Source organism: Citrobacter sp. UYEF32 (genome assembly GCF_040546205.1).
In the GTDB taxonomy this organism is placed as follows: Bacteria; Pseudomonadota; Gammaproteobacteria; order Enterobacterales; family Enterobacteriaceae; genus Phytobacter; species Phytobacter diazotrophicus.
Genome location: NZ_JBEPNI010000002.1, coordinates 319,874 through 338,130 on the forward strand (window position 1 = coordinate 319,874; position 18,257 = coordinate 338,130).

The following is an 18,257-nucleotide window of genomic DNA, read 5'->3' on the forward strand; positions in this document are numbered from 1 at the left end:
GCGGCTCATGGCAAAAGTCCATTTTATTGGTGCCGGGCAAATGGCGGAGGCGATTATTCGTGCCTCTCTGGCGGCGGGAACACTCCGTTCGCAGGATATTTCGCTGGAGGATATCGACCCAAACCGTATTGCACTGCTCACTGAACGTTATGGTCTGGCGCCGGAGCGGCAGAACGGGCAACGGCTACACGAGGCTGCGCTGGTGGTTCTGGGGATCCGCCCGCAGGATGATTTAGCAAGTGTCGCTGCGCGTATTCAGCCTCATCTTTCTGCCACAACGACGGTGGTCTCTCTGATTGCCGGGGTGACATTGCGCCAACTGGAAGCGGCGTTGGGGACGGGAAAACCTATTGCCCGCGTTATCCCCAATACGCTTACCGACACCGGGTTTGGCTACAGCGGGGTGGTTCTGAATGCGCTGGCGAGCGCCGAACAGGTGGAACCTTTTCTCAACGGCTTTGGCAAAGTGCTCTATCTGCCGGAACGGCTTATCGACATCTTTACCGGCTTCGGTGTTGCCGGGCCGAACTACATTTATTACTTTATCGAGTCGTTTACCGACGCGGGCGTTCTGGCCGGTCTGTCGCGTGCGCAGGCAAGCGAAGTGGTGCTCGAAAATCTGCAGGGCGCGGTAGAGATGCTGCGCCGAAGCCAGAAACATCCAAGACAGCTTCTGGATATTAACAATTCGCCGGCAGGCGTCGGGATCCATGGGTTGTATGAGCTTAACAACAGCGATTTTGCCGCAGGCCTGCAACGCAGCGTGCTGGCGGCGGTGAAACGTACCCGAGAGCTGGGTGAGGCACATTAAACGTAATCAGGAGCGATCGCTATGAAGAAAAACAAAACATTAATCCTCGCCGGGCTGCTCTGCGTGATGGGGGCATTGAGCACATCTGCGACCTGGGCTGTTACGCCTAAGTCCCCGATTGCCTGGGAGGAGCGCTGGAAAAAATTACCGCGAACGCCTGCTCCTGTTGCCGCGCTGAAACCGGCGTATGCCAGCGTCAACGGTATACAACTCTATTACGCAACGACCGGAGAGGGGAAGCCGGTGGTATTACTGCACGGCGGTCTGGCTAATTCCGATTACTGGGGCCTGCAAGTCGCCGCGCTGGCAAAAGATCATAAGGTTATCGTGGTCGACAGTCGGGGACATGGGCGCAGTACGCGCGACGAACGGCCTTACAGCTACGATTTAATGAGTGATGATGTGGTGGCGTTGCTCGATCATCTGAATATTCAGAAAGCGGATATTGTCGGCTGGAGCGATGGGGGGATTATTGGTATCGATCTGGCAATTCGCCACCCCACACGAGTGAACCGTATTTTTTCCTTTGCCCCTAACACCAAAACCAGCGGTGTGAAACCGGATACCGAGAAGAACCCGGTCTTTGCGAGCTATATCGAGCGGGCGGGCAATGAATATCGCAAGCTTTCCAAAACCCCGGACCAGTATGATGCCTTTGTCGATCAGATAAGCCATATGTGGGCAACGCAGCCCAACTGGAGCGATGAGGATCTTAAGAAAATCTCCAACCGGGTACTGATTGTCGACGGCGATCATGACGAAGCCATTGTGCGTGAGCACCTGGAATATATCGCCAATACGATCCCGAAAGCCGGTTTACTGATATTGCCGAACACCAGCCACTTCGCCTTTATTCAGGCACCGAAGGAGTTCAACGAGGCCATCCTGAACTTTATCGATTACAAGTGATATTCAGGCCGGGTAACCGGCCTTATTTTTTTCCCTTCTGAGTATGACCTTCCACTGCGGCCTGTTGAGCCCACTGAACAAAAAACTATGGTTTAACAAACCGTTGCCGATAACAGTTTCACTGAAACTCTATCAACAGGGAAAAGGTATTAATGAATCTGGCAACCTTTCTTGGTAAACAGGTGCTCGGCATATTGGCGGGTTACCAGCAGGACAATGTGGTTATTCATGTTTGTGGTGTTTTTATTCAGTCGGATAACAGCCTGCGGGTTTACTTCCCAAAAGGACATACGTTTTCGGTAGGGGATTTCGTTACCCTGCATCTGGATAACCGTTCGGGCGTTGATGAGTTCGATGCGGAAATCAGTGTATATCGCGCCTCGTATAAAGGCCGCGTTATCAGTCAGGAAGAAGACTGGGTGGTTGTCGCGCCACGGGAATGTCAGTTGATTCACGGAATGAGCGTCGTGCTTGAGATCCGGGAAGAGGGATATCAGTTCCCGGCGGACAACAGGCCTGAACTGCCTGTGCCATTCACCACGCTGCGCAATATGCCTGAACCTGAATCAAAAGATGCGGTGAATAAAGTTGGCGTATTGATTACGATGGCCAACGAGCAGCCGCACACCACGGTGCTGGCGTTTTTATCGTCCGTCGATGATGATATTTTCCTCATTACCTTCCCGCAGATGTTCAAATCCAGGTTGCTAAAACGTAATCCACATTGTTTTTTTGCCATGGATGAACGTGCCCACTATACGTTTGAGCGGGCGATTGAATGGAACTACACCATTGTGGAAGGCGAGGCCTCTCTGGTGCCACCAGATAGCCCACTTTATGAGACCATTCGGGAAGCATTTATCCGCAAAAACCCCTGGGAAATGGGCTTCTTCCTGCAATCGGATGTTGAGATGTACCACATCAAACGTCGACAACTGGTGTGCTCAGGTTCAAGAGGAACGTTGCGCTAGTTTTGCGATGTTGTCATCGGGGTCTGAAAGCGCGAACACTTTCAGGCCTGTCCGGGGAAGAGACGGGCTTTTGCGTTATGTGCTAAGGGCGTACTGCGATACAAAAACGACGGTATACTCACCGGACGCGTCGATATTCCCTTCTGATAGCAGGGCGCCATGACCCCGATAAAAACGCTTTGTTTGTGTATTCTTTGCATCATTCTGCTCTCTCTTATTGCCAGTCTCATTCAGGCGATGCACCAACGTGAATCGCGGGTGCAGGAAGGGTGGTGGGCCGCCAGGCGTGATTCTTCTGGCATGGCACCCGATGCCCGGCAAAATGCCCAACTGGCGATTGTTCAGGTTTATGCCGCGCCGACATGGGGCTGGAAAGGCGTGGTGGCCGTGCATCCATGGATTGTGTTTAAGCGTGCGGGTGACACGGAATACAACCGCTACGAGGTTGTCAGTTGGGGTGGCGGCGAAAAAGTGCGACGTAACCGCAACGCGCCGGATGGCTACTGGTACGGGGCGAAACCCCGTCTGCTTGTTGAACACCGTGGCGCGCAAGCCGAGGCGATGATCCCGCAGATTGAGGCGGCCATCGCCTCATACCCGTGGCCGGATACCTATCACGCCTGGCCCGGACCAAACAGCAATACGTTTGTTGCTCATATCGGACGTGCCGTGCCTGCTCTGAAACTGGATATGCCCGCTAATGCGGTGGGCAAAGATTTTCGCTCGCTGCGTAACCTCATCGGTTTACCCCCGTCCGGGCGCGGTATACAGGTGTCGCTGCTGGGTGTCGCGGGCATCACCCTTGGTGCCGAAGAGGGATTTGAGCTTAACGTCCTTGGCCTGAGCATGGGGCTGGATTTCACGCCGTTGCGGTTGCGGCTGCCGTTTATTGGCGGGGTGGGGCGCGATAATCTGCAAAACAGTGAGCCGTGAGGCGCCAGGTAATATATTGAATTATAATGGAGAGACTTTTTCCATCCGCAACTTTTCCCCGACTCTTTTGCCTTTCTCGCCGTCAATCCAGTAAGAAATCGTGGCCCCCGGTTTTTCGGGGCATGCTCCCCCCTTTAACCTGTTTCCCGATATTGTTTGCATCTGAGCGTGGCTTTTCATGTCATGATATGGCAATTAATATTCCCTTCACGAAACGATGTGTTTAATAATGGGGGAATTAAAGGACGGGTAGTATTATCCTTTTGATGTATCAATAATACGATTATTTAAATTTTCGTAATTATTAATAGAGAATAATATTTTTTATCTCAAACACTCATGATATAGCCTCATTTTAGAGGGCGCTTCCTGTGGATTAACACAATTGTTAGACAGGGGCTTCGCCTTTTTCGTTATTTTTTTATCTTTATCAATGAGATTTATACATATGTTTCCTTTGTGACGCGTAGTAGTATTGAATACGATTAACTAAAAGTATTTGGCAACGGGGCTGTGATGCTAAGAGATAATTTTAACGATCTGTTCTACTTTATCGTTGTTGCCCGTGAACGCAGTTTTACTCGAGCAGCAGCAAAATTGGGATTATCTCAATCGGCATTGAGCCATTCAATTCGTGGGCTTGAAGAGCGCCTGAAAATACGTCTGTTAACCCGTACTACCCGCAGCGTTGCGCCTACGCAAGCCGGTGAGCTTTTAATTAATAGTATTGCGCCACGCTTTGCGGATATAGAAAACGAATTGATCATGTTGAGCAGCATGAGTGAGAACATTGCCGGGAATATCCGCATTACGCTCGGTGAGCATGCGCTGCAATCTACCGTCTGGCCCGCGCTGAAACCCTTTCTGCAGACATATCCGGATGTGCATGTGGAGCTGGTAATCGATAACACGCTGACCGACATCGTCAGCGGGCGTTTCGATGCGGGGGTACGTCTGGGCGAGCAGGTGGCCAGAGATATGGTCGCGGTGCGTATCGGGCCGGACTGGCGGATGGTGGTGGTGGGTTCGCCCGACTATTGTTCTCGCTACGGTAAACCGCAAACGCCCCATGATTTGCAGCACCACAACTGCATCAATCTGCGCCTGCCGACTCTGGGAGGCTTATATGCCTGGGAGTTTTCAAAAAACGGTCAGCAACTCCGCGTCAAAGTCGAAGGGCAGCTTACGTTTACTAACCTGTCCTCCCGTCTTGATGCCGCTTTGTCTGGTATGGGGTTAGCCTTTGTCCCGGAAGATTGCGTCAAACAAGATATCGCTGATGGGAAGTTACTCACTGTCCTGGACGAATGGTGCGAACCCTTTCCGGGATATTACCTTTACTATCCCAGCCGCAGGCAGCATACCCCGGCCTTTGCCCGGTTAATTGAAACCTTGCGCTATCACCCGTAACCGGTGCGATGGGGGAGACGCTTGCCGTCTGCGGGAGTCGACCATAATTCCCGCTCTCAATATTGCATTGCCGCTTACACACAGTTTAAAAATAGTTACAACATGCTATAGTTTCGGGTTACCTCGCCATCCGTTGACCCCTTATCCGGGAAATGCCGTTTCTGCAGACGATTGCCGTCACGTTTGTTTAGAGATTACTACGCTTATTAAGAGTGATCTGCTTCTCAGGAAAGCTTCAAAAATTTATGTTTTGTTTAATGTGGGGACAGTAGTGTTTACCACCATTAAATAAAGACCTGACAGTAGACAGTGACGTTTATTTCAGGATGGCAAATGTATTATGAGGTGGTAGATGTTAAGGCTATTCATTGTGTGCTGGGCTATTGGGTGGGCAGCTTTCGTCCCGACTGATGCAGAGGCGGCCATTTACGGCGAACAGCGGATAGCGCAATGGTGGGACGGGTTTAAACAAGATGTGACCGAAACCTGGGACCATCCACAGAGTTATGATCTCTATTTACCTTTTCTCACCTGGCATAACCGCTTCACCTACGACAAAGAAAAAACGGACCGCTATAACGAGAGGCCGTGGGGCGGCGGTTTCGGTGTATCCCGCTATAACGCCGATGGAAACTGGAGCTCATTGTATGCCATGGCGTTTAAGGACTCCCACAACAAATGGGAGCCCATTATCGGCTACGGCTGGGAAAAGGGCTGGTATCTGGATCAAAACCGTGATTTTCGTCTGGGGCTTGGTTTGACGGCAGCGGTGACCGCGCGACAAGATTTCGCCAATTATGTTCCTCTGCCTGTCGTGCTGCCGCTGCTTTCTGCAAGTTATAAACAGGCCAGCGTGCAATTTACCTATATTCCAGGTACTTATAATAATGGCAATGTCCTCTTCGCCTGGTTCCGCTACGGTTTTTAACCGCAGGCAGATTACGCAAAAGGATGAGAGTCGTGTATGTGAGCACTGCGACTCGTGGGAGAAAGCGCCGGTGTTTATCGGTATGGCGATAAACACGGGCTTTGACGCATAACCGATTGCTGCGCAAATTTCGACACATTGTTGACGTTGCATTGCGCTATGGAATGTTATTTTATAACAGTTAATGGCGGTTGCGGTCTGCCGGCATGTAGCGACTTATCAAAATGACGTCTTCCTTTTGAGGGCAATACCCTATGAAAATCAGTCAGATTTTAGCGATTTCGTTGTCGGTTGTTTCTGGTAGTGCGATGGCGTTTCAGGCGAAAGATAAAGATCCCGCTGAATTTTCCCGCCAGCAGATCCGTGGGGCAGAATTTGCTATCTATGATCAGGCCATCACTACGCAGGGAATGCCTGGTTTAAGCCTGGGGAGTTGCGCTGCCACACCGGTGAGCGGCTGTAATTGCCCGTTCTGCACCATGTTGCGCAGCCAGCGCGTCTGAGCCTTTAAGGTGAATGCAGTTGGTTCAGGCGAGTCTGTCGCGTCTGAACCCTCAGCCTTAGGTTGTCGCAATACCCTTCCTGCCAGGCAGTCGTTATCTTCAACACATACATATGCGGAATATCGTCACCGTCTCATTTTGCGAGAACTCATTCCCGCGCTTTTACTACACAACACATTGCGTTAAGCGTAATAAAATCGAGCCCCCTGTATTGCGCGAGGGCATCGCTAAAATGGGAATTATCACTGACAAAGTCATGATGCGAGATTGCCTGTTTTACGCTTAGCGGTCTCTTTAAATCGCCAGAGCCCTGTTCCGCCTCACCCGATTTGTTGAGGTAATATTTAAGACATCCCCTGTTCAATACGCTAAAAGGGAATGCCCGAAATGCTCACGGACGCCGGAATGAATATGGAGTGGTTGAACAGCCTGCTTGCCCATTTTGCATCGCACCCGATGCAGATGTTCGCGCTGCTGTTTATGGTGGCGTTTAGCAAATCCACGGTGCTCATCTCCACCGTGCTTCCCCCGGCGTCGGTGATGCTGGTCGCGGCGCTCTCCGCAAGTCACTTAAGCCTGCCGCCGATCATGGCGTGGCTGGCGGTCACCGCAGGGGCAACGCTCGGTTCGTTGGTGAGTTACCATCTGGGCTTACTGATGACCCATAGCGACCGTTTTCATCGCGTGACATCCCGGCATGAGGAGACATTGCTGCGCGTTCGCAGCAAGTTACAGCGCAATAGCGCCGTGGTGCTGTTTACGTCCCGTTTTATCGCCTTGCTGCGCTATCTCGTTCCGCTTGCGGCAGGAATGCTGCGCCTGAATCCGGGCAAAGTTTATGGCATCTGCCTCTTTTCGTCTGCCATATGGGCCGCGCTGTTTGTCGGGGTAAGTGCAGGCATTAATCTGTTCCTGCCGCTGCTTTTTTGATGCGAAGCGAAAGAGGTTCTGCTCCGCTCAGATTTATAAAATCCAGGTGCCGCCATTCCCACCGTTCTGTGCTGAGGGTATCGCTGGATACAACGGCGTGAAGTAGCGTGAAGCGTTCGCCAGTGGCGGTTGCAACTGGCGATCCGGATATCAAACTATCGGGTAGCGAGAGGCGGGCGTACCGTTACGTGATGCGCTGAACAGCGCCAGACGCGCCTCTTCCCAACGCTGCCACAACTCAAGGTCTTCTACGGGTGGAATGGTCACTAGTTCCCCCTGATCCAGGCCTGCCAGCGCCGCGTCCACCAGATTTTCGGTGGTCATTACCGACCCCGCGGGCAATGAGTCCAGCGTCACGCCGGAGTGTCCCCAAATTTCTGTCGCCGTCGCGGCAGGCAAAACTGCCTGAATACGCACTGCGCTTTCGGCAAACTCCTCCTGCAAGCCACGGGTGAAATTCAGCACCCAGGCTTTGGTGGCGCTGTATACGGCGCTACCTGCCCGGGCGTGAAAGGCCAGTACAGACGCGATGTTGATGATGGTCCCGCGGTTTTGTTCAACAAAGCGTGGCAGGGCCGCCAGCGTCAGGCGCATCAGCGCCGTGGTGTTGAGTGTATTGAGCGCTTCATGTGAATCGGCATCTGAGGAGAGAAACGGCGCGAGATTGGCGGCCCCGGCATTGTTCACCAGCAGCTCGATGGCACTGTTTTGCCGTAACGTCTCTTCAATACGCTCAATGCCCTCTGTTTTGCTGAGGTCGGCAACCAGTGTCGTCACGTTGACGCCGTAGCGTTTTTCCAGCGCACTGGACAGCGCCTCCAGGCGGTCAGCGCGTCGTGCCACCAGCACCAAATCGTAATTGCGGGCCGCCAGTCTGTCGGCATAAACCGCACCAATGCCTGATGATGCGCCAGTGATAAGCGCGCTAATGCGTTGCGTAGCCATTCTCATACCTCGTTAAAACGAAAGGGGAATAAAAGGTTTTATAATGAAACCAAATCCAGCATGAGATATTTGGTTTTATAATGCAACCATTTAGCATGGCAAAATGTGCGATCCGGCGACGTGGGTTATTAACGCGTTGATTTATCGATATCAGGATAGCGGGGCGCGATCTCGTCTGGTTGCAGGACGCGGCCATCTTCTGCCAGCAGTTGTAATTTTTGCAACGGCTGGCGGTGCCGGGCATCAACGAGCACCGTACCCTGCTCATCCCCGGCAAAAAGATGCTCATTGCCCCATTGCGACAGGGCAACCAGCACGGTTTGCAGAGCGCGGCCTTTTGCGGTCAACACATATTCCTGCCACGCGCTGCCATCGGAGGCGGGCTGCAATTGCAGGATATCTTCATCGACCAGCAACTTAAGGCGCGTGGTGAGCATATTTTTGGCGATACCCAGACTTTTTTGAAATTCACCGAAGCGTGTCATGCCACGCAGCGCATCACGCACGATCAATAACGACCACCAGTCCCCAACCACATCCAGGGAACGGGCGACGGGGCAGGTGCTGGCTTCAAGACGGGTACGTTTCATATTCACTCTCCGGTTAATGGTTTTATTATAAAACTACTGAGCCCCGTGGGAAAGCGATGTTGTGGCAGGCCACTTCTGTGCCCTAATTCACTGCAAAGCGTTACAAATGTGTCACACTTTCTGTTCACCACTATCAGGATGAGGAAGTCAGGATGAAACAGTCTCTATGGACACTCGCGCTTGCCGCGCTGCTACCGTTCACCACAACCGCGCAGGCAGACACTGTTCCGCAGGGTTATCAGCTTGAACAAGTGCTGATTATGAGCCGCCATAACTTACGTGCGCCGTTGGCGAACAACGGTAGCGTGTTGGAACAATCCACCCCCAACAAGTGGCCGGAATGGGAAGTTCCGGGCGGGCAATTGACTACCAAAGGTGGCGTGCTTGAGGTCTATATGGGCCACTACATGCGTGAGTGGCTGGCCGGGCAAAAACTGGTGACCTCTGGCGAATGCCCGGCACCGGGAACCGTTTATGCCTATGCAAACAGCCTGCAACGTACGGTCGCGACCGCGCAATTCTTTATCACCGGCGCGTTTCCAGGGTGCGATATTCCTGTTCACCATCAGGAAAAAATGGGGGCGATGGACCCGACATTTAACCCGGTTATAACGGATGGATCCGCCGAGTTTGGCGAGCAGGCGATTAAAGCGATGGAGGCGCAACATCAGCACGATGCGCTGGGTGAAAGCTATAAATTGCTGGAAAAAATTGTCCGCTATGACCAGTCACCTTCTTGTAAAGATAAGCAGAACTGTTCACTGGCGACGGCCACCGATACCTTTAGCGCGTCGGTACAACAGGAGCCTGGGGTTTCCGGGCCGCTGAAAATCGGCAATTCACTGGTAGATGCTTTCACGTTGCAGTATTACGAAGGCTTTCCGTTGGATCAGGTCGCGTGGGGCGAGATCAAAACCGAGCAGCAATGGCGTTTGCTCTCGAAGATCAAAAATAGCTATCAGGATGCCCTGTTTACGTCACCTGATGTGGCGCGCAATGTGGCGAAACCACTGGTGAAATACATCGATAAAGCGCTAGTGACCGATGCGGCAAACACGCCGAAAGTGACCGTGCTGGTAGGCCATGATTCCAACATCGCATCGCTGCTGACCGCGCTTGATTTTGCGCCATATCAGCTTCATGACCAGTATGAACGCACACCGATTGGCGGCAAGATCGTCTTCCAGCGCTGGTATGACAGCGAGCGCAAACGCGAGTTGATGAAAATCGAGTATGTCTACCAGAGCAGCATCCAGTTGCGTAATGCGGAGGTGCTGAGCCTGAAAGCCCCGGCGCAACGCGTGACGCTATCGCTGAAAGGCTGTCCGATTGACCGTGAGGGATTTTGTCCGCTGGAGAAATTCAATGCGGTTGTGAGCGCGGCGGCGAAATAAAAGAATCCCCCGCGCAGGCGGGGGAGAGTCTTATCAAACGTTTTGACGCTCAATCGTTTGTTCACCCCAGAAGAGCGAATCTTTGTCGGTTTTTTCGAAGGCGCGAATCAGAACCTCATCGCTGCCTTCTTCCCAAATTTTTTCGGCCAGCGCCTCGTCGTAACCTGCAACCTCGAAGATCGCTTCGGCAATTTCCGGTGAGGTGTTGCGTAAGCTGGCCCATTCCCCAACGTGATGGGCTTTTGTATCTTGATTAGGCATTCATCTCCTCCTGTGGAAGTTTAGCCGTTCAGTTTGACTGCCAGACCGGCAACATATTCACCCTGGTAACGGGCAATCGCCAGTTCTTCGGGGCTTGGCTGACGCGAACCGTCGCCCCCGGCGATGGTCGTTGCGCCGTAGGGAGTGCCACCGTGTACCTGAGAAACATCAAATAGCTCTTGCGCAGCGTAACCGATGGGCACAATGACCATGCCATGATGTGCAAGCGTAGTCCATGTGGAGGAAATGGTGTGCTCCTGGCCGCCGCCGGTTCCGGTAGAGCTAAAGACGCTAGCCAGTTTGCCGTAAAGCGCGCCGGAGGCCCACAGCCCGCCCGTCTGGTCAAGGAAAGTGCGCATCTGGCCGGACATATTGCCAAAGCGGGTCGGGGTACCAAAGATAATGGCGTCGTACTCGGCCAGCTCCTGCGGTGTGGCGACTGGCGCATTCTGTGTTTTCCCGCCGGCTTTCAAAAACAGTTCTGCGGGCATGGTTTCGGGTACACGCTTGATAACCACCTCTGCGCCTGACACTTTCTCTGCACCTTCTGCTATTGCATGGGCCATGGTTTCGATGTGTCCATACATGGAATAATAAAGCACCAGCACTTTAGCCATTTTCATCACTCCTCGTTTCGATGTTACCAGACGGCATTTTGCCGCGTTCACTTAAGCGTATGCCCTGGTGGGCAGAGTGCAAATTTGAACGTCATTTCCTTGATTGATAACAATTTGCCCATGGGCGGGTAGCGGTTGCGGTTAACGGCATTTAAAACGCCGCACTCTTTCGTTGCCGATGCTGCTCCCGGAAATAAAAAAGCCCCAACACCGGGGGATGAAGGGGCGAACACAATGTCAAGTTAGTTTACTTACCGCCACCGCGCAGGTTTCCCACCTTTGCGGTTTCGATGTGTTAATTCTACTTAAAGTGTTTATGAAGTCAATTTGCTATCATTGATTTGTCATTGTTAAGTCATCAATAGAGTCTTTTTGATGACTTTTCTACTGCTTAGGCATTTGAAATTCGAACTTGTCTAAGGTGAGATCGCCTGCTTTCTGAATGGCTTGTGAAAGCTCGGCATAGAATTTTTCGAGACCGTACTCTTTGATTTGCAATAAGGTGGTTTGAATGGGTGCGCAAAAAACGTCAGCGTGACCAGCCGCAACTTTTTTATTGTTCGGCGGTAACTCACCCGTAATCGCTTTAAACCAGGTTCTTGTTGCGCCTTTGAGCGGCGTCGGTGCTTTACTGATGTCATCCTGGCCGATTAACACTTGCATGGTCGGGAATTGATTAGCGAGGACGGCATCCGAGAGATGTGAAAAGAACTGGCTGAACATTTCAAAAGAATTAAGGTCATGCACTTTTGGCTGAGTCGATAACCTGTTTTTATTGCCGATTCTACTTGCGGGGGGGTGAGTGTTAACGGCCGGCGTTGTGGTGTTAATGGTATCCAGTTGGAGATTAAACAGCAGATCACAGTGAACTCTTCGCTCGTTGACATCGGTAAATCTTTCGAGGAACTCTTTAATAAACTGCACAATCGTCTGGTCGTGCATTTCTTTGTTTTTAAGCCATGTTTCACGCATAAACTCACCTGGCTCCGGGTACCAGTCAGGTGTCTTCGTGAGAGGAGGCTTAATCTTGCCTTTGCCATCAAATTCGATGAACTCTTTACCATCACCAAACGCAAAACAGCAGTTTTTGAAATCGGGCATTAACTGACCATCGCGAAAAGCAATGGCGCCTTTAATCCAGTGAACCAACTCAGGGGTGATTGAGTAGGTTGTCTCTTTTGAATCACGCAAAACATGACTAAGATCGGCTGGCGTTTTTAAGCCTGGGTCAATACCCGAAATTTCAAGAAAGATGTGTGCCATTTTATAAGTTCCTTGTAGGTTTACCAGGCCACTATAACAAAGATGTTACTTTTCGACCAGTGAAGGGTAAGCCTGGAAATTGTGAAAAAAGATTACGTCTCGTTTTCCACAAAAAAGTGATGAGCCAAGATTAAAGAAAGTCACCACAATGGAACTCAAACAAACGTCTTTTCATTACACATTTTTACTGCCACTTTTGGCTGGCAGCTTCGTTGTAAGCGCTGGCTGCTTCCTCAATGGTGTCAAAGGTGCCCAGCGCTTTTAATTTGCCATTAACCTGAATATGCGCCCGAAAACGAGAACCTCGCTGAGTTACCCCTTTCACACCTAATTTGTTTCTTTTTCGATGCTGGCGGTAAGCCTGACTGGCTGCGCCAGTAGACTCGCGCAGATTGGCTATCCGGTTATCTCTTTCGCCACGCTCATTTAATATTGCACAACAGTGGTCAATCAAATCAGGTAATACGCCTTTCTCCAGCCACCATATCAGGCGATGCGTGCGATATAGGTTCTTCTGGAATCGAAAGCGTCGATAGCCGTTATGTACCAATACGCCTATTTCATCGCCGATTTTTACGCGTTTACCCGGGCTGACGGCCCAAAATACGCGGCCTTGTTCAGCATCGTATCGGATTAGCGGTTTGAGTTTAATGAAGGCTGCAATCTCATTCGCGATTTTCTGTTTCACACATTCATCTCTGTTAGCAGACATCTATAAAGTCAGGATAACCAGCTCAGAACAACCAATATGGTGATGATGACGCAAAAGGCTTTAAATGTCTTACATGACTCGGCGTAAGCGGGATTCGTCACTGTGGTTCTGGTTTTGCCGCGCATTCTTCAATACTCTGAATGGATAAATGCCGGTTATTTTTTTGCGCATTCCGACAAATAAAAAGGCTGCAAAAAAGCAGCCTCCAGGTACAGGGAACGATTTAATGCAAATATCCCTGAACCACACGATTTTTCAGAAGGGCAACCTTACCCGATTTGTACAACACCACCTGATAAAACCCCTGAGAATAAACATCACTTGTTTCGCCATGTTCATCCCGCGCTGCGGGTTTATCATCAATATAAACTTGCTGACCATCGATCCTGACGGTGACCCCATATCCTTTAACGGTCCGAGTCGCAGGTGCGGTATTGATATGGCAGTTGGGGATCTGTTTTTGCTGACCGGGGGTGAGGGCTATGCCTGCGTCGATAAAACGCCGCAGATCGTCGCAGGAAATAGTGTCCCGGTTTTTATGTGCCGCCTGGGCGAATTGCGTTGAATCACGATGATGTTTATATCCCGCCGCCGGTTCGACAGGGTAGAGCGCCTGAGCATTACGCATCGCCTGCGCTTGCGCCTGGGCGTTGATGCCGTTTTGACGGTTCTGTTCAGCGACATAGCATGCATCGCGTGAAATGCCCTGGGCCTCGCAATCATTCATACGTTGCGCAGCGCTTGTGCATCCTGCCAGCAAAGCCACCGGAACAAGTAAAAGTAACTTTTTATTCATTATAATCAATAGCCTTGCTAATCATATTAAAGGGTGGCGGTGTTCATTTTTGTGTTGCGATATCCGCCAGGGTTTTGTCGCAGCACTATTACGGAGTGCCTGCGCCTGTAATCGTTCAGCATGCGCAACGTTCAGTACTGGCGCCGCGAAGAAAGTCAGCGAAATGGCGCTTATCGGCAGTTGAATGTTTGTTCATGAGAAAACAGTTTTACGTTTTTAAAGTCATTAATATGTCTTTTTATGTCGTGCATTTTAGACTTGTCTTTTATTTGGTCAAGTCTTTTTACTGCTTATTTTTGTTGTCATTTAAAGTCTTGATTAAGTCATTAGGTTGAAAGGGTGTGCTTAATCTGCGGTATCACCGGAACGTTTGCTGTCTTTACCACGCTCTGGATAGCTGAACAGTATCGGTTGGCGTGGCATTGCGTTTATATCTGCGGGAGACAGTGGAGGGGATGTATATCCTTGATTATTATCACATTAATTAAAGATACTTTGCCTGTTGCAATTTGACACATTTTAAACGCAGCCGTTTTTTTAAAGCATAAGAGCGGCTTATCATTGTGCTGCTTAAAAAATCAACGATTTGCCCGATTTCCTGTTGCAGGATATTACGATTCACTGGCTGATTAACCTTGCTCTACTAAGCTTAGTTTCACGTGGCGAAGACATCGGTACAATGGTGTCGCCGCGCGGTGAAAGAATCCTCTTTTACTGAATGCAGTATGATGTCTAATGTTTCACACAACCGGAGGTCAGAAATGGCAAACCATCGTGGTGGTTCAGGTAATTTCGCTGAAGACCGTGAAAGAGCATCAGAAGCAGGTCGTAAAGGTGGCCAGCATAGTGGGGGTAATTTTAAAAATGACCCACAACGTGCCTCGGAAGCTGGTAAGAAAGGGGGCAAAAGCAGTCACGGTAGCCGCAGCAGCTAGTACTCAGGTGTTGTGGTAACGGTTAATCCTTTTGACTGTTGCCGTCTGCTCGCCGCCGGGTTTTGCCCGGCGGTTTTTTTTTGAGTTGAAGAAACTGGCCGCAGGTCGCAAACTAGGCGGTTTCCGTTAACCGGTTTGTAACATGCGTACCTCGCGATTCCAGTTCTCCGTTAAACCTCAGGAAGCGCTCCTGATCCTCATCACCATGTTCTGGGGTGGGACATTCCTTGCTGTGCAATATGCAGTCACAATGAGCGGCCCGTTCTTTTTTGTCGGCCTGCGTTTCGCGACGGCCGCGCTGGCGGTGGCGTTACTCTCCTTTAATGTCCTCAAAGGTATCACCTGGCTTGAAGTTAAGGCCGGTGTCGCCATCGGTGTGGCGATTGCGCTGGGCTACAGCCTGCAAACCTGGGGGCTACAGTCTATTCCCAGCAGTAAATCGGCGTTTATTACCGCCATGTACGTCCCGCTGGTGCCGTTGTTGCAGTGGTTATGTCTGGGACGTATACCGGGGCTGATGTCCTGCATTGGCATTCTGCTCGCTTTTATTGGTCTGATTTTGTTGGCCGGGCCGGACGGCAACATGCTGGCGTTGGGGAAAGGCGAAATCATTACGCTGGTGGGCGCGGTGGCGATTGCCGCTGAGATCATTTTGATTAGCGCCTGGGCCGGGAAAGTGGATGTGCGTCGCGTCACCGTTGTGCAACTGCTGACAGCTTCGCTGGTGGCGTTCGCGGCCATGGCGCCGGCCGGAGAATCCCTTCCGGATATCTCGCCTGCGCTACTGGGGCTGGCAGCGGGGCTGGGCATTTTCAGCGCGATTATTCAGGTCACCATGAACTGGGCACAGCGCAGCGTCTCGCCAACCCGCGCTACGGTTATTTATACCGGGGAACCGGTGTGGGCGGGTATATTTGGCCGTATGGCGGGAGAACGCTTGCCGCTGCTGGCTATTCTGGGGGGCGTGTTTATTGTCGTCGGCGTGTTAGTCAGCGAGCTGAAATTAAAAAAGAAAACGGCGCCGATGAAAGCGCCGGAAACGACGGCTGAATCGGAGTCCTGATCAGCAGGCCGGGCGCATCAGCGTATGGTAATGACGATTAAACCACACCAGGCCCTCCGGGGCAGGGTGGTGGATGATAGCTTTAATCTCGCAAAAAAGAATATCGTGCGTCCCCACACTCACCACCTGATTGATATGGCAGTCAAATGAGGCCAGCGCCCCCTCCAGCCGTGGGCAGCCGGTTTCACCGGTTTGCCATTGCGCTGCGGCAAAGCGCTCCGCCATCGCCGTCTTCCCGCCAAATAAGTTCGATAGTCCCTCCTGACCTGCTGCCAGCGTATTTACGCACAACGCCCGGTTATGATTAAACACCGGCCAGACCGATGCCGCGCGATTCAGGCAGACCAGAAGCGTAGGCGGTGAATCGGTGACGCTGCACACGGCACTGGCGGTAAACCCCGCCTGGCCGGCTTCGCCATCGGTGGTGATAATATTGACCGCTGCCCCTACACAGGCCATGGCGTCGCGGAATGTCTGTTGATTAATCGCCATCATCACCTCTCAAATAAGCTGGCAAGCGTCGTTGAACGCCAGTCGCGGCAGGCGGCCATACAGCTTGCTGGCATCGCCATAGCCAATATTGACCAGCAGATTACTGCGCCAGGGGGTATCGCTGAAAAATGTCTTATCCACCAGCGCGCGGTCGAAGCCGGACATCGGTCCGGTATCCAGCCCTAAGGCCCGACAGGCAGCGATAAGATAAGCGGCCTGCATGCTGCTGTTACGAAACGCGGTCTCTTCTGCCAGTTGCGGGCTTGACGTAAACCAGCTTCGCGCGTCGCCATGAGGAAAGAGTTCCGGCAGTCGCTCATAGAATTCGGCGTCCCAGGCGACAATTGCGGTTACGGGCGCGCTGAGCGTTTTGGCCAGATTTCCACTCGATAATGCCGGACGCAGCCGCTCTTTGCCTTCCTCGCTGCGGATAAACACAAAACGCGCCGGGCTACAGTTGGCCGACGTCGGTCCCATTTTGACCAGTTCATAAATTTCGGCGAGTGTCGCATCGCTTACCGGTCTGTCCTGCCAGCCGTTGTGGGTGCGGGCGTCATAAAACAGGGTATTCAGCGCGCTTTGGCTCACGGCTTCACTCATAACAACTCCTTTTCGGCAATGGGCAGTAAGGTTTCCAGCCCGCTGAGTAACAGGGTATTAAAGGCGTCACTGTCGGTGACATTACAGGCGTGCCCACCGCGTTCCATCAGCCGGATTTCACTATGGGGTAACGCGTCGTGTAGCGTTTGCGAACAGGTCCAGGGCACCAGCAGATCGTCCCGTGAACAGATAATCAATACAGGGCAGCGGATCTGCGCTGCCGTGGCGCTAAAATCGGCGCGTTTCAGGGCGTTCAGGCGTCGCAGCAGGTTATGCTCGCCCTGAAAATGGGCGAGGGCGAGGGCTTCCTCCGCCTCCATGCGCGGCGCGTGCTCCTCCAGCCAGTCAGCGGGGTAGAGAAACAGCGGCTGCGCCTCAATCCATGCCTGTGCGCCGCCGGCCTGCAATAAGCGCTCGCGGACGTGAAAACAGCGGCGGGTGTGATCACTCAGTTGCAGCCAGCCATTGACCAGGACCAGCGCGCTAATGCTATGCGGGTAATCCTGCGCCATTTGTAACCCGACCAGTGCTCCCAGCGCGTGGCCAACCACGCAAAAACGGTCAATGCCCGCCTGTTGCAGGGCGCTCAGCAGTTCTGCGGCCATATCGGCGATACGGTAGCCATCCGGCAGTGTCGCCGGGTTATTGCCGGTGCCGCATTGATCGTAGCTGACCACCTGATACCGGGTTTGCAGGGCCGCCGTTTGCGCCAGCCAGTAGCTGGCATTGCCGCCAAGTCCGGCAATCAACACCACCACGGGTGCGCCCGCAAAGGGCGGTTCACTGAGGATCAGTTTCATGCAAACCTCACTTTGCGATATGCGCGACGGTGGCGATTTCGACCAGTGCCTCCGGCTTGACCAACCCGCACTGGATACAAAAACGGGCGGGTTTATCGCCGGGGAAGAACTCCGCATAAACTTCATTAATCGCGGCGTAATTTTTCCAGTCGGTGATAAAAATACTGTTGAACGTCACGTCCTCCATCGAGCCGCCCGCCGTTTCGATAACGGTGCGGATCGTCTCCAGCACGTGACGGGTTTGCGCCTTTGGGTCGCCGGGGTAGACCACATTATTTTGCTTATCAAAGGGTAGCGTCCCGGAGACATAGACCACGCCATCTGCCAGCGTACCTGGCACAAACGGCGCAATCGGGGTGGTGGTTCCGGGTGGAATAATGACCTGCTTTGGCAT

Annotated in this window: 22 protein-coding genes; 11 read left to right on the top strand and 11 right to left on the bottom strand. The window is 52.2% G+C overall.

Annotated features, from left to right (window positions below):
- The first annotated feature begins 7 nt into the window (after positions 1–7).
- From ABIB59_RS05760 to ABIB59_RS05795, 8 genes are all read left to right on the top strand, one after another.
- Positions 8–811, top strand: a complete 804-nt coding sequence (locus tag ABIB59_RS05760; protein WP_108701661.1) for a pyrroline-5-carboxylate reductase family protein — start codon at positions 8–10, stop codon at positions 809–811.
- Between the two features lie 21 nt (positions 812–832).
- Positions 833–1,720: an alpha/beta fold hydrolase gene (locus ABIB59_RS05765; protein ID WP_107223024.1), complete on the top strand. Its 888-nt coding sequence runs from the start codon at positions 833–835 to the stop codon at positions 1,718–1,720.
- Positions 1,721–1,872: 152 nt separating this feature from the next.
- Positions 1,873–2,691: a hypothetical protein gene (locus ABIB59_RS05770; protein WP_107223023.1), complete on the top strand. Its 819-nt coding sequence runs from the start codon at positions 1,873–1,875 to the stop codon at positions 2,689–2,691.
- A gap of 159 nt (positions 2,692–2,850) precedes the next feature.
- On the top strand, positions 2,851–3,624 hold the full coding sequence (locus ABIB59_RS05775) for a DUF3750 domain-containing protein (RefSeq protein WP_193795674.1): 774 nt from the start codon (positions 2,851–2,853) through the stop codon (positions 3,622–3,624).
- Between the two features lie 516 nt (positions 3,625–4,140).
- Entirely contained in the window at positions 4,141–5,034 is an 894-nt protein-coding gene (locus ABIB59_RS05780; protein ID WP_354034411.1) for a LysR family transcriptional regulator, read from the top strand.
- Between the two features lie 352 nt (positions 5,035–5,386).
- Positions 5,387–5,962: a lipid IV(A) palmitoyltransferase PagP gene (gene pagP, locus ABIB59_RS05785; protein WP_039078640.1), complete on the top strand. Its 576-nt coding sequence runs from the start codon at positions 5,387–5,389 to the stop codon at positions 5,960–5,962.
- Positions 5,963–6,216: 254 nt separating this feature from the next.
- Entirely contained in the window at positions 6,217–6,465 is a 249-nt protein-coding gene (locus tag ABIB59_RS05790; protein ID WP_039078641.1) for a hypothetical protein, read from the top strand.
- A gap of 411 nt (positions 6,466–6,876) precedes the next feature.
- A complete protein-coding gene (locus tag ABIB59_RS05795) occupies positions 6,877–7,395 on the top strand; it encodes a DedA family protein (protein WP_354034947.1) in 519 nt (172 codons plus the stop codon).
- A gap of 150 nt (positions 7,396–7,545) precedes the next feature.
- On the opposite strand, the gene ABIB59_RS05800 is transcribed toward ABIB59_RS05795, so the two are convergent.
- Both ABIB59_RS05800 and ABIB59_RS05805 read right to left on the bottom strand, forming a co-directional pair.
- Positions 7,546–8,340, bottom strand: a complete 795-nt coding sequence (locus ABIB59_RS05800) for an SDR family NAD(P)-dependent oxidoreductase (protein ID WP_317086009.1) — start codon at positions 8,338–8,340, stop codon at positions 7,546–7,548.
- Between the two features lie 128 nt (positions 8,341–8,468).
- Positions 8,469–8,930, bottom strand: coding sequence for a winged helix-turn-helix transcriptional regulator (locus ABIB59_RS05805; protein WP_039078643.1), 462 nt, complete (start codon positions 8,928–8,930; stop codon positions 8,469–8,471).
- A gap of 152 nt (positions 8,931–9,082) precedes the next feature.
- Between ABIB59_RS05805 and agp the strand changes: the two genes are divergently transcribed.
- Positions 9,083–10,324, top strand: a complete 1,242-nt coding sequence (gene agp, locus ABIB59_RS05810) for a bifunctional glucose-1-phosphatase/inositol phosphatase (RefSeq protein ID WP_354034414.1) — start codon at positions 9,083–9,085, stop codon at positions 10,322–10,324.
- Positions 10,325–10,357: 33 nt separating this feature from the next.
- Here agp and ABIB59_RS05815 read toward each other — a convergent pair whose 3' ends face one another.
- The 5 genes from ABIB59_RS05815 to ABIB59_RS05835 all read right to left on the bottom strand — a co-directional run bounded on the left by ABIB59_RS05815 (position 10,358) and on the right by ABIB59_RS05835 (position 13,973).
- On the bottom strand, positions 10,358–10,585 hold the full coding sequence (locus ABIB59_RS05815; protein WP_039078645.1) for a YccJ family protein: 228 nt from the start codon (positions 10,583–10,585) through the stop codon (positions 10,358–10,360).
- A 20-nt stretch (positions 10,586–10,605) separates the two neighbouring features.
- Complete coding sequence (wrbA, locus tag ABIB59_RS05820; RefSeq protein ID WP_039078646.1) at positions 10,606–11,202, bottom strand: NAD(P)H:quinone oxidoreductase; 597 nt, start codon at positions 11,200–11,202, stop codon at positions 10,606–10,608.
- A gap of 384 nt (positions 11,203–11,586) precedes the next feature.
- Positions 11,587–12,465, bottom strand: a complete 879-nt coding sequence (locus ABIB59_RS05825; protein WP_354034417.1) for a hypothetical protein — start codon at positions 12,463–12,465, stop codon at positions 11,587–11,589.
- A 184-nt stretch (positions 12,466–12,649) separates the two neighbouring features.
- Positions 12,650–13,153, bottom strand: a complete 504-nt coding sequence (locus ABIB59_RS05830) for an AP2 domain-containing protein (RefSeq protein WP_052249232.1) — start codon at positions 13,151–13,153, stop codon at positions 12,650–12,652.
- Between the two features lie 247 nt (positions 13,154–13,400).
- Entirely contained in the window at positions 13,401–13,973 is a 573-nt protein-coding gene (locus tag ABIB59_RS05835; RefSeq protein WP_354034419.1) for a hypothetical protein, read from the bottom strand.
- A 761-nt stretch (positions 13,974–14,734) separates the two neighbouring features.
- On the opposite strand from ABIB59_RS05835, the gene ABIB59_RS05840 reads away from it, so the two are divergent.
- Both ABIB59_RS05840 and ABIB59_RS05845 read left to right on the top strand, forming a co-directional pair.
- A complete protein-coding gene (locus ABIB59_RS05840) occupies positions 14,735–14,908 on the top strand; it encodes a con-10 family general stress protein (protein ID WP_071845896.1) in 174 nt (57 codons plus the stop codon).
- A gap of 142 nt (positions 14,909–15,050) precedes the next feature.
- Positions 15,051–15,971 (top strand): DMT family transporter, encoded by a 921-nt coding sequence (locus ABIB59_RS05845; protein WP_354034420.1) that lies wholly within the window; start codon positions 15,051–15,053, stop codon positions 15,969–15,971.
- Here the strand turns inward: ABIB59_RS05845 and rutF are convergent, their stop codons facing one another.
- Genes rutF through rutC form a run of 4 tightly spaced genes read right to left on the bottom strand, consistent with a single transcriptional unit; the run spans position 15,972 to position 18,257 of the window.
- Entirely contained in the window at positions 15,972–16,463 is a 492-nt protein-coding gene (gene rutF, locus ABIB59_RS05850; RefSeq protein ID WP_369944952.1) for an NADH-dependent FMN reductase RutF, read from the bottom strand.
- Between the two features lie 9 nt (positions 16,464–16,472).
- Positions 16,473–17,063 carry a malonic semialdehyde reductase gene (locus ABIB59_RS05855; protein ID WP_039078651.1) on the bottom strand — a complete coding sequence of 197 codons (591 nt, stop codon included), beginning with the start codon at positions 17,061–17,063 and terminating at the stop codon, positions 16,473–16,475.
- On the bottom strand, positions 17,060–17,863 hold the full coding sequence (rutD, locus tag ABIB59_RS05860; protein WP_071194646.1) for a pyrimidine utilization protein D: 804 nt from the start codon (positions 17,861–17,863) through the stop codon (positions 17,060–17,062). The genes ABIB59_RS05855 and rutD overlap by 4 nt, the downstream gene beginning before the upstream one ends.
- A 7-nt stretch (positions 17,864–17,870) precedes the next feature.
- Entirely contained in the window at positions 17,871–18,257 is a 387-nt protein-coding gene (gene rutC / locus ABIB59_RS05865) for a pyrimidine utilization protein C (RefSeq protein WP_039078653.1), read from the bottom strand.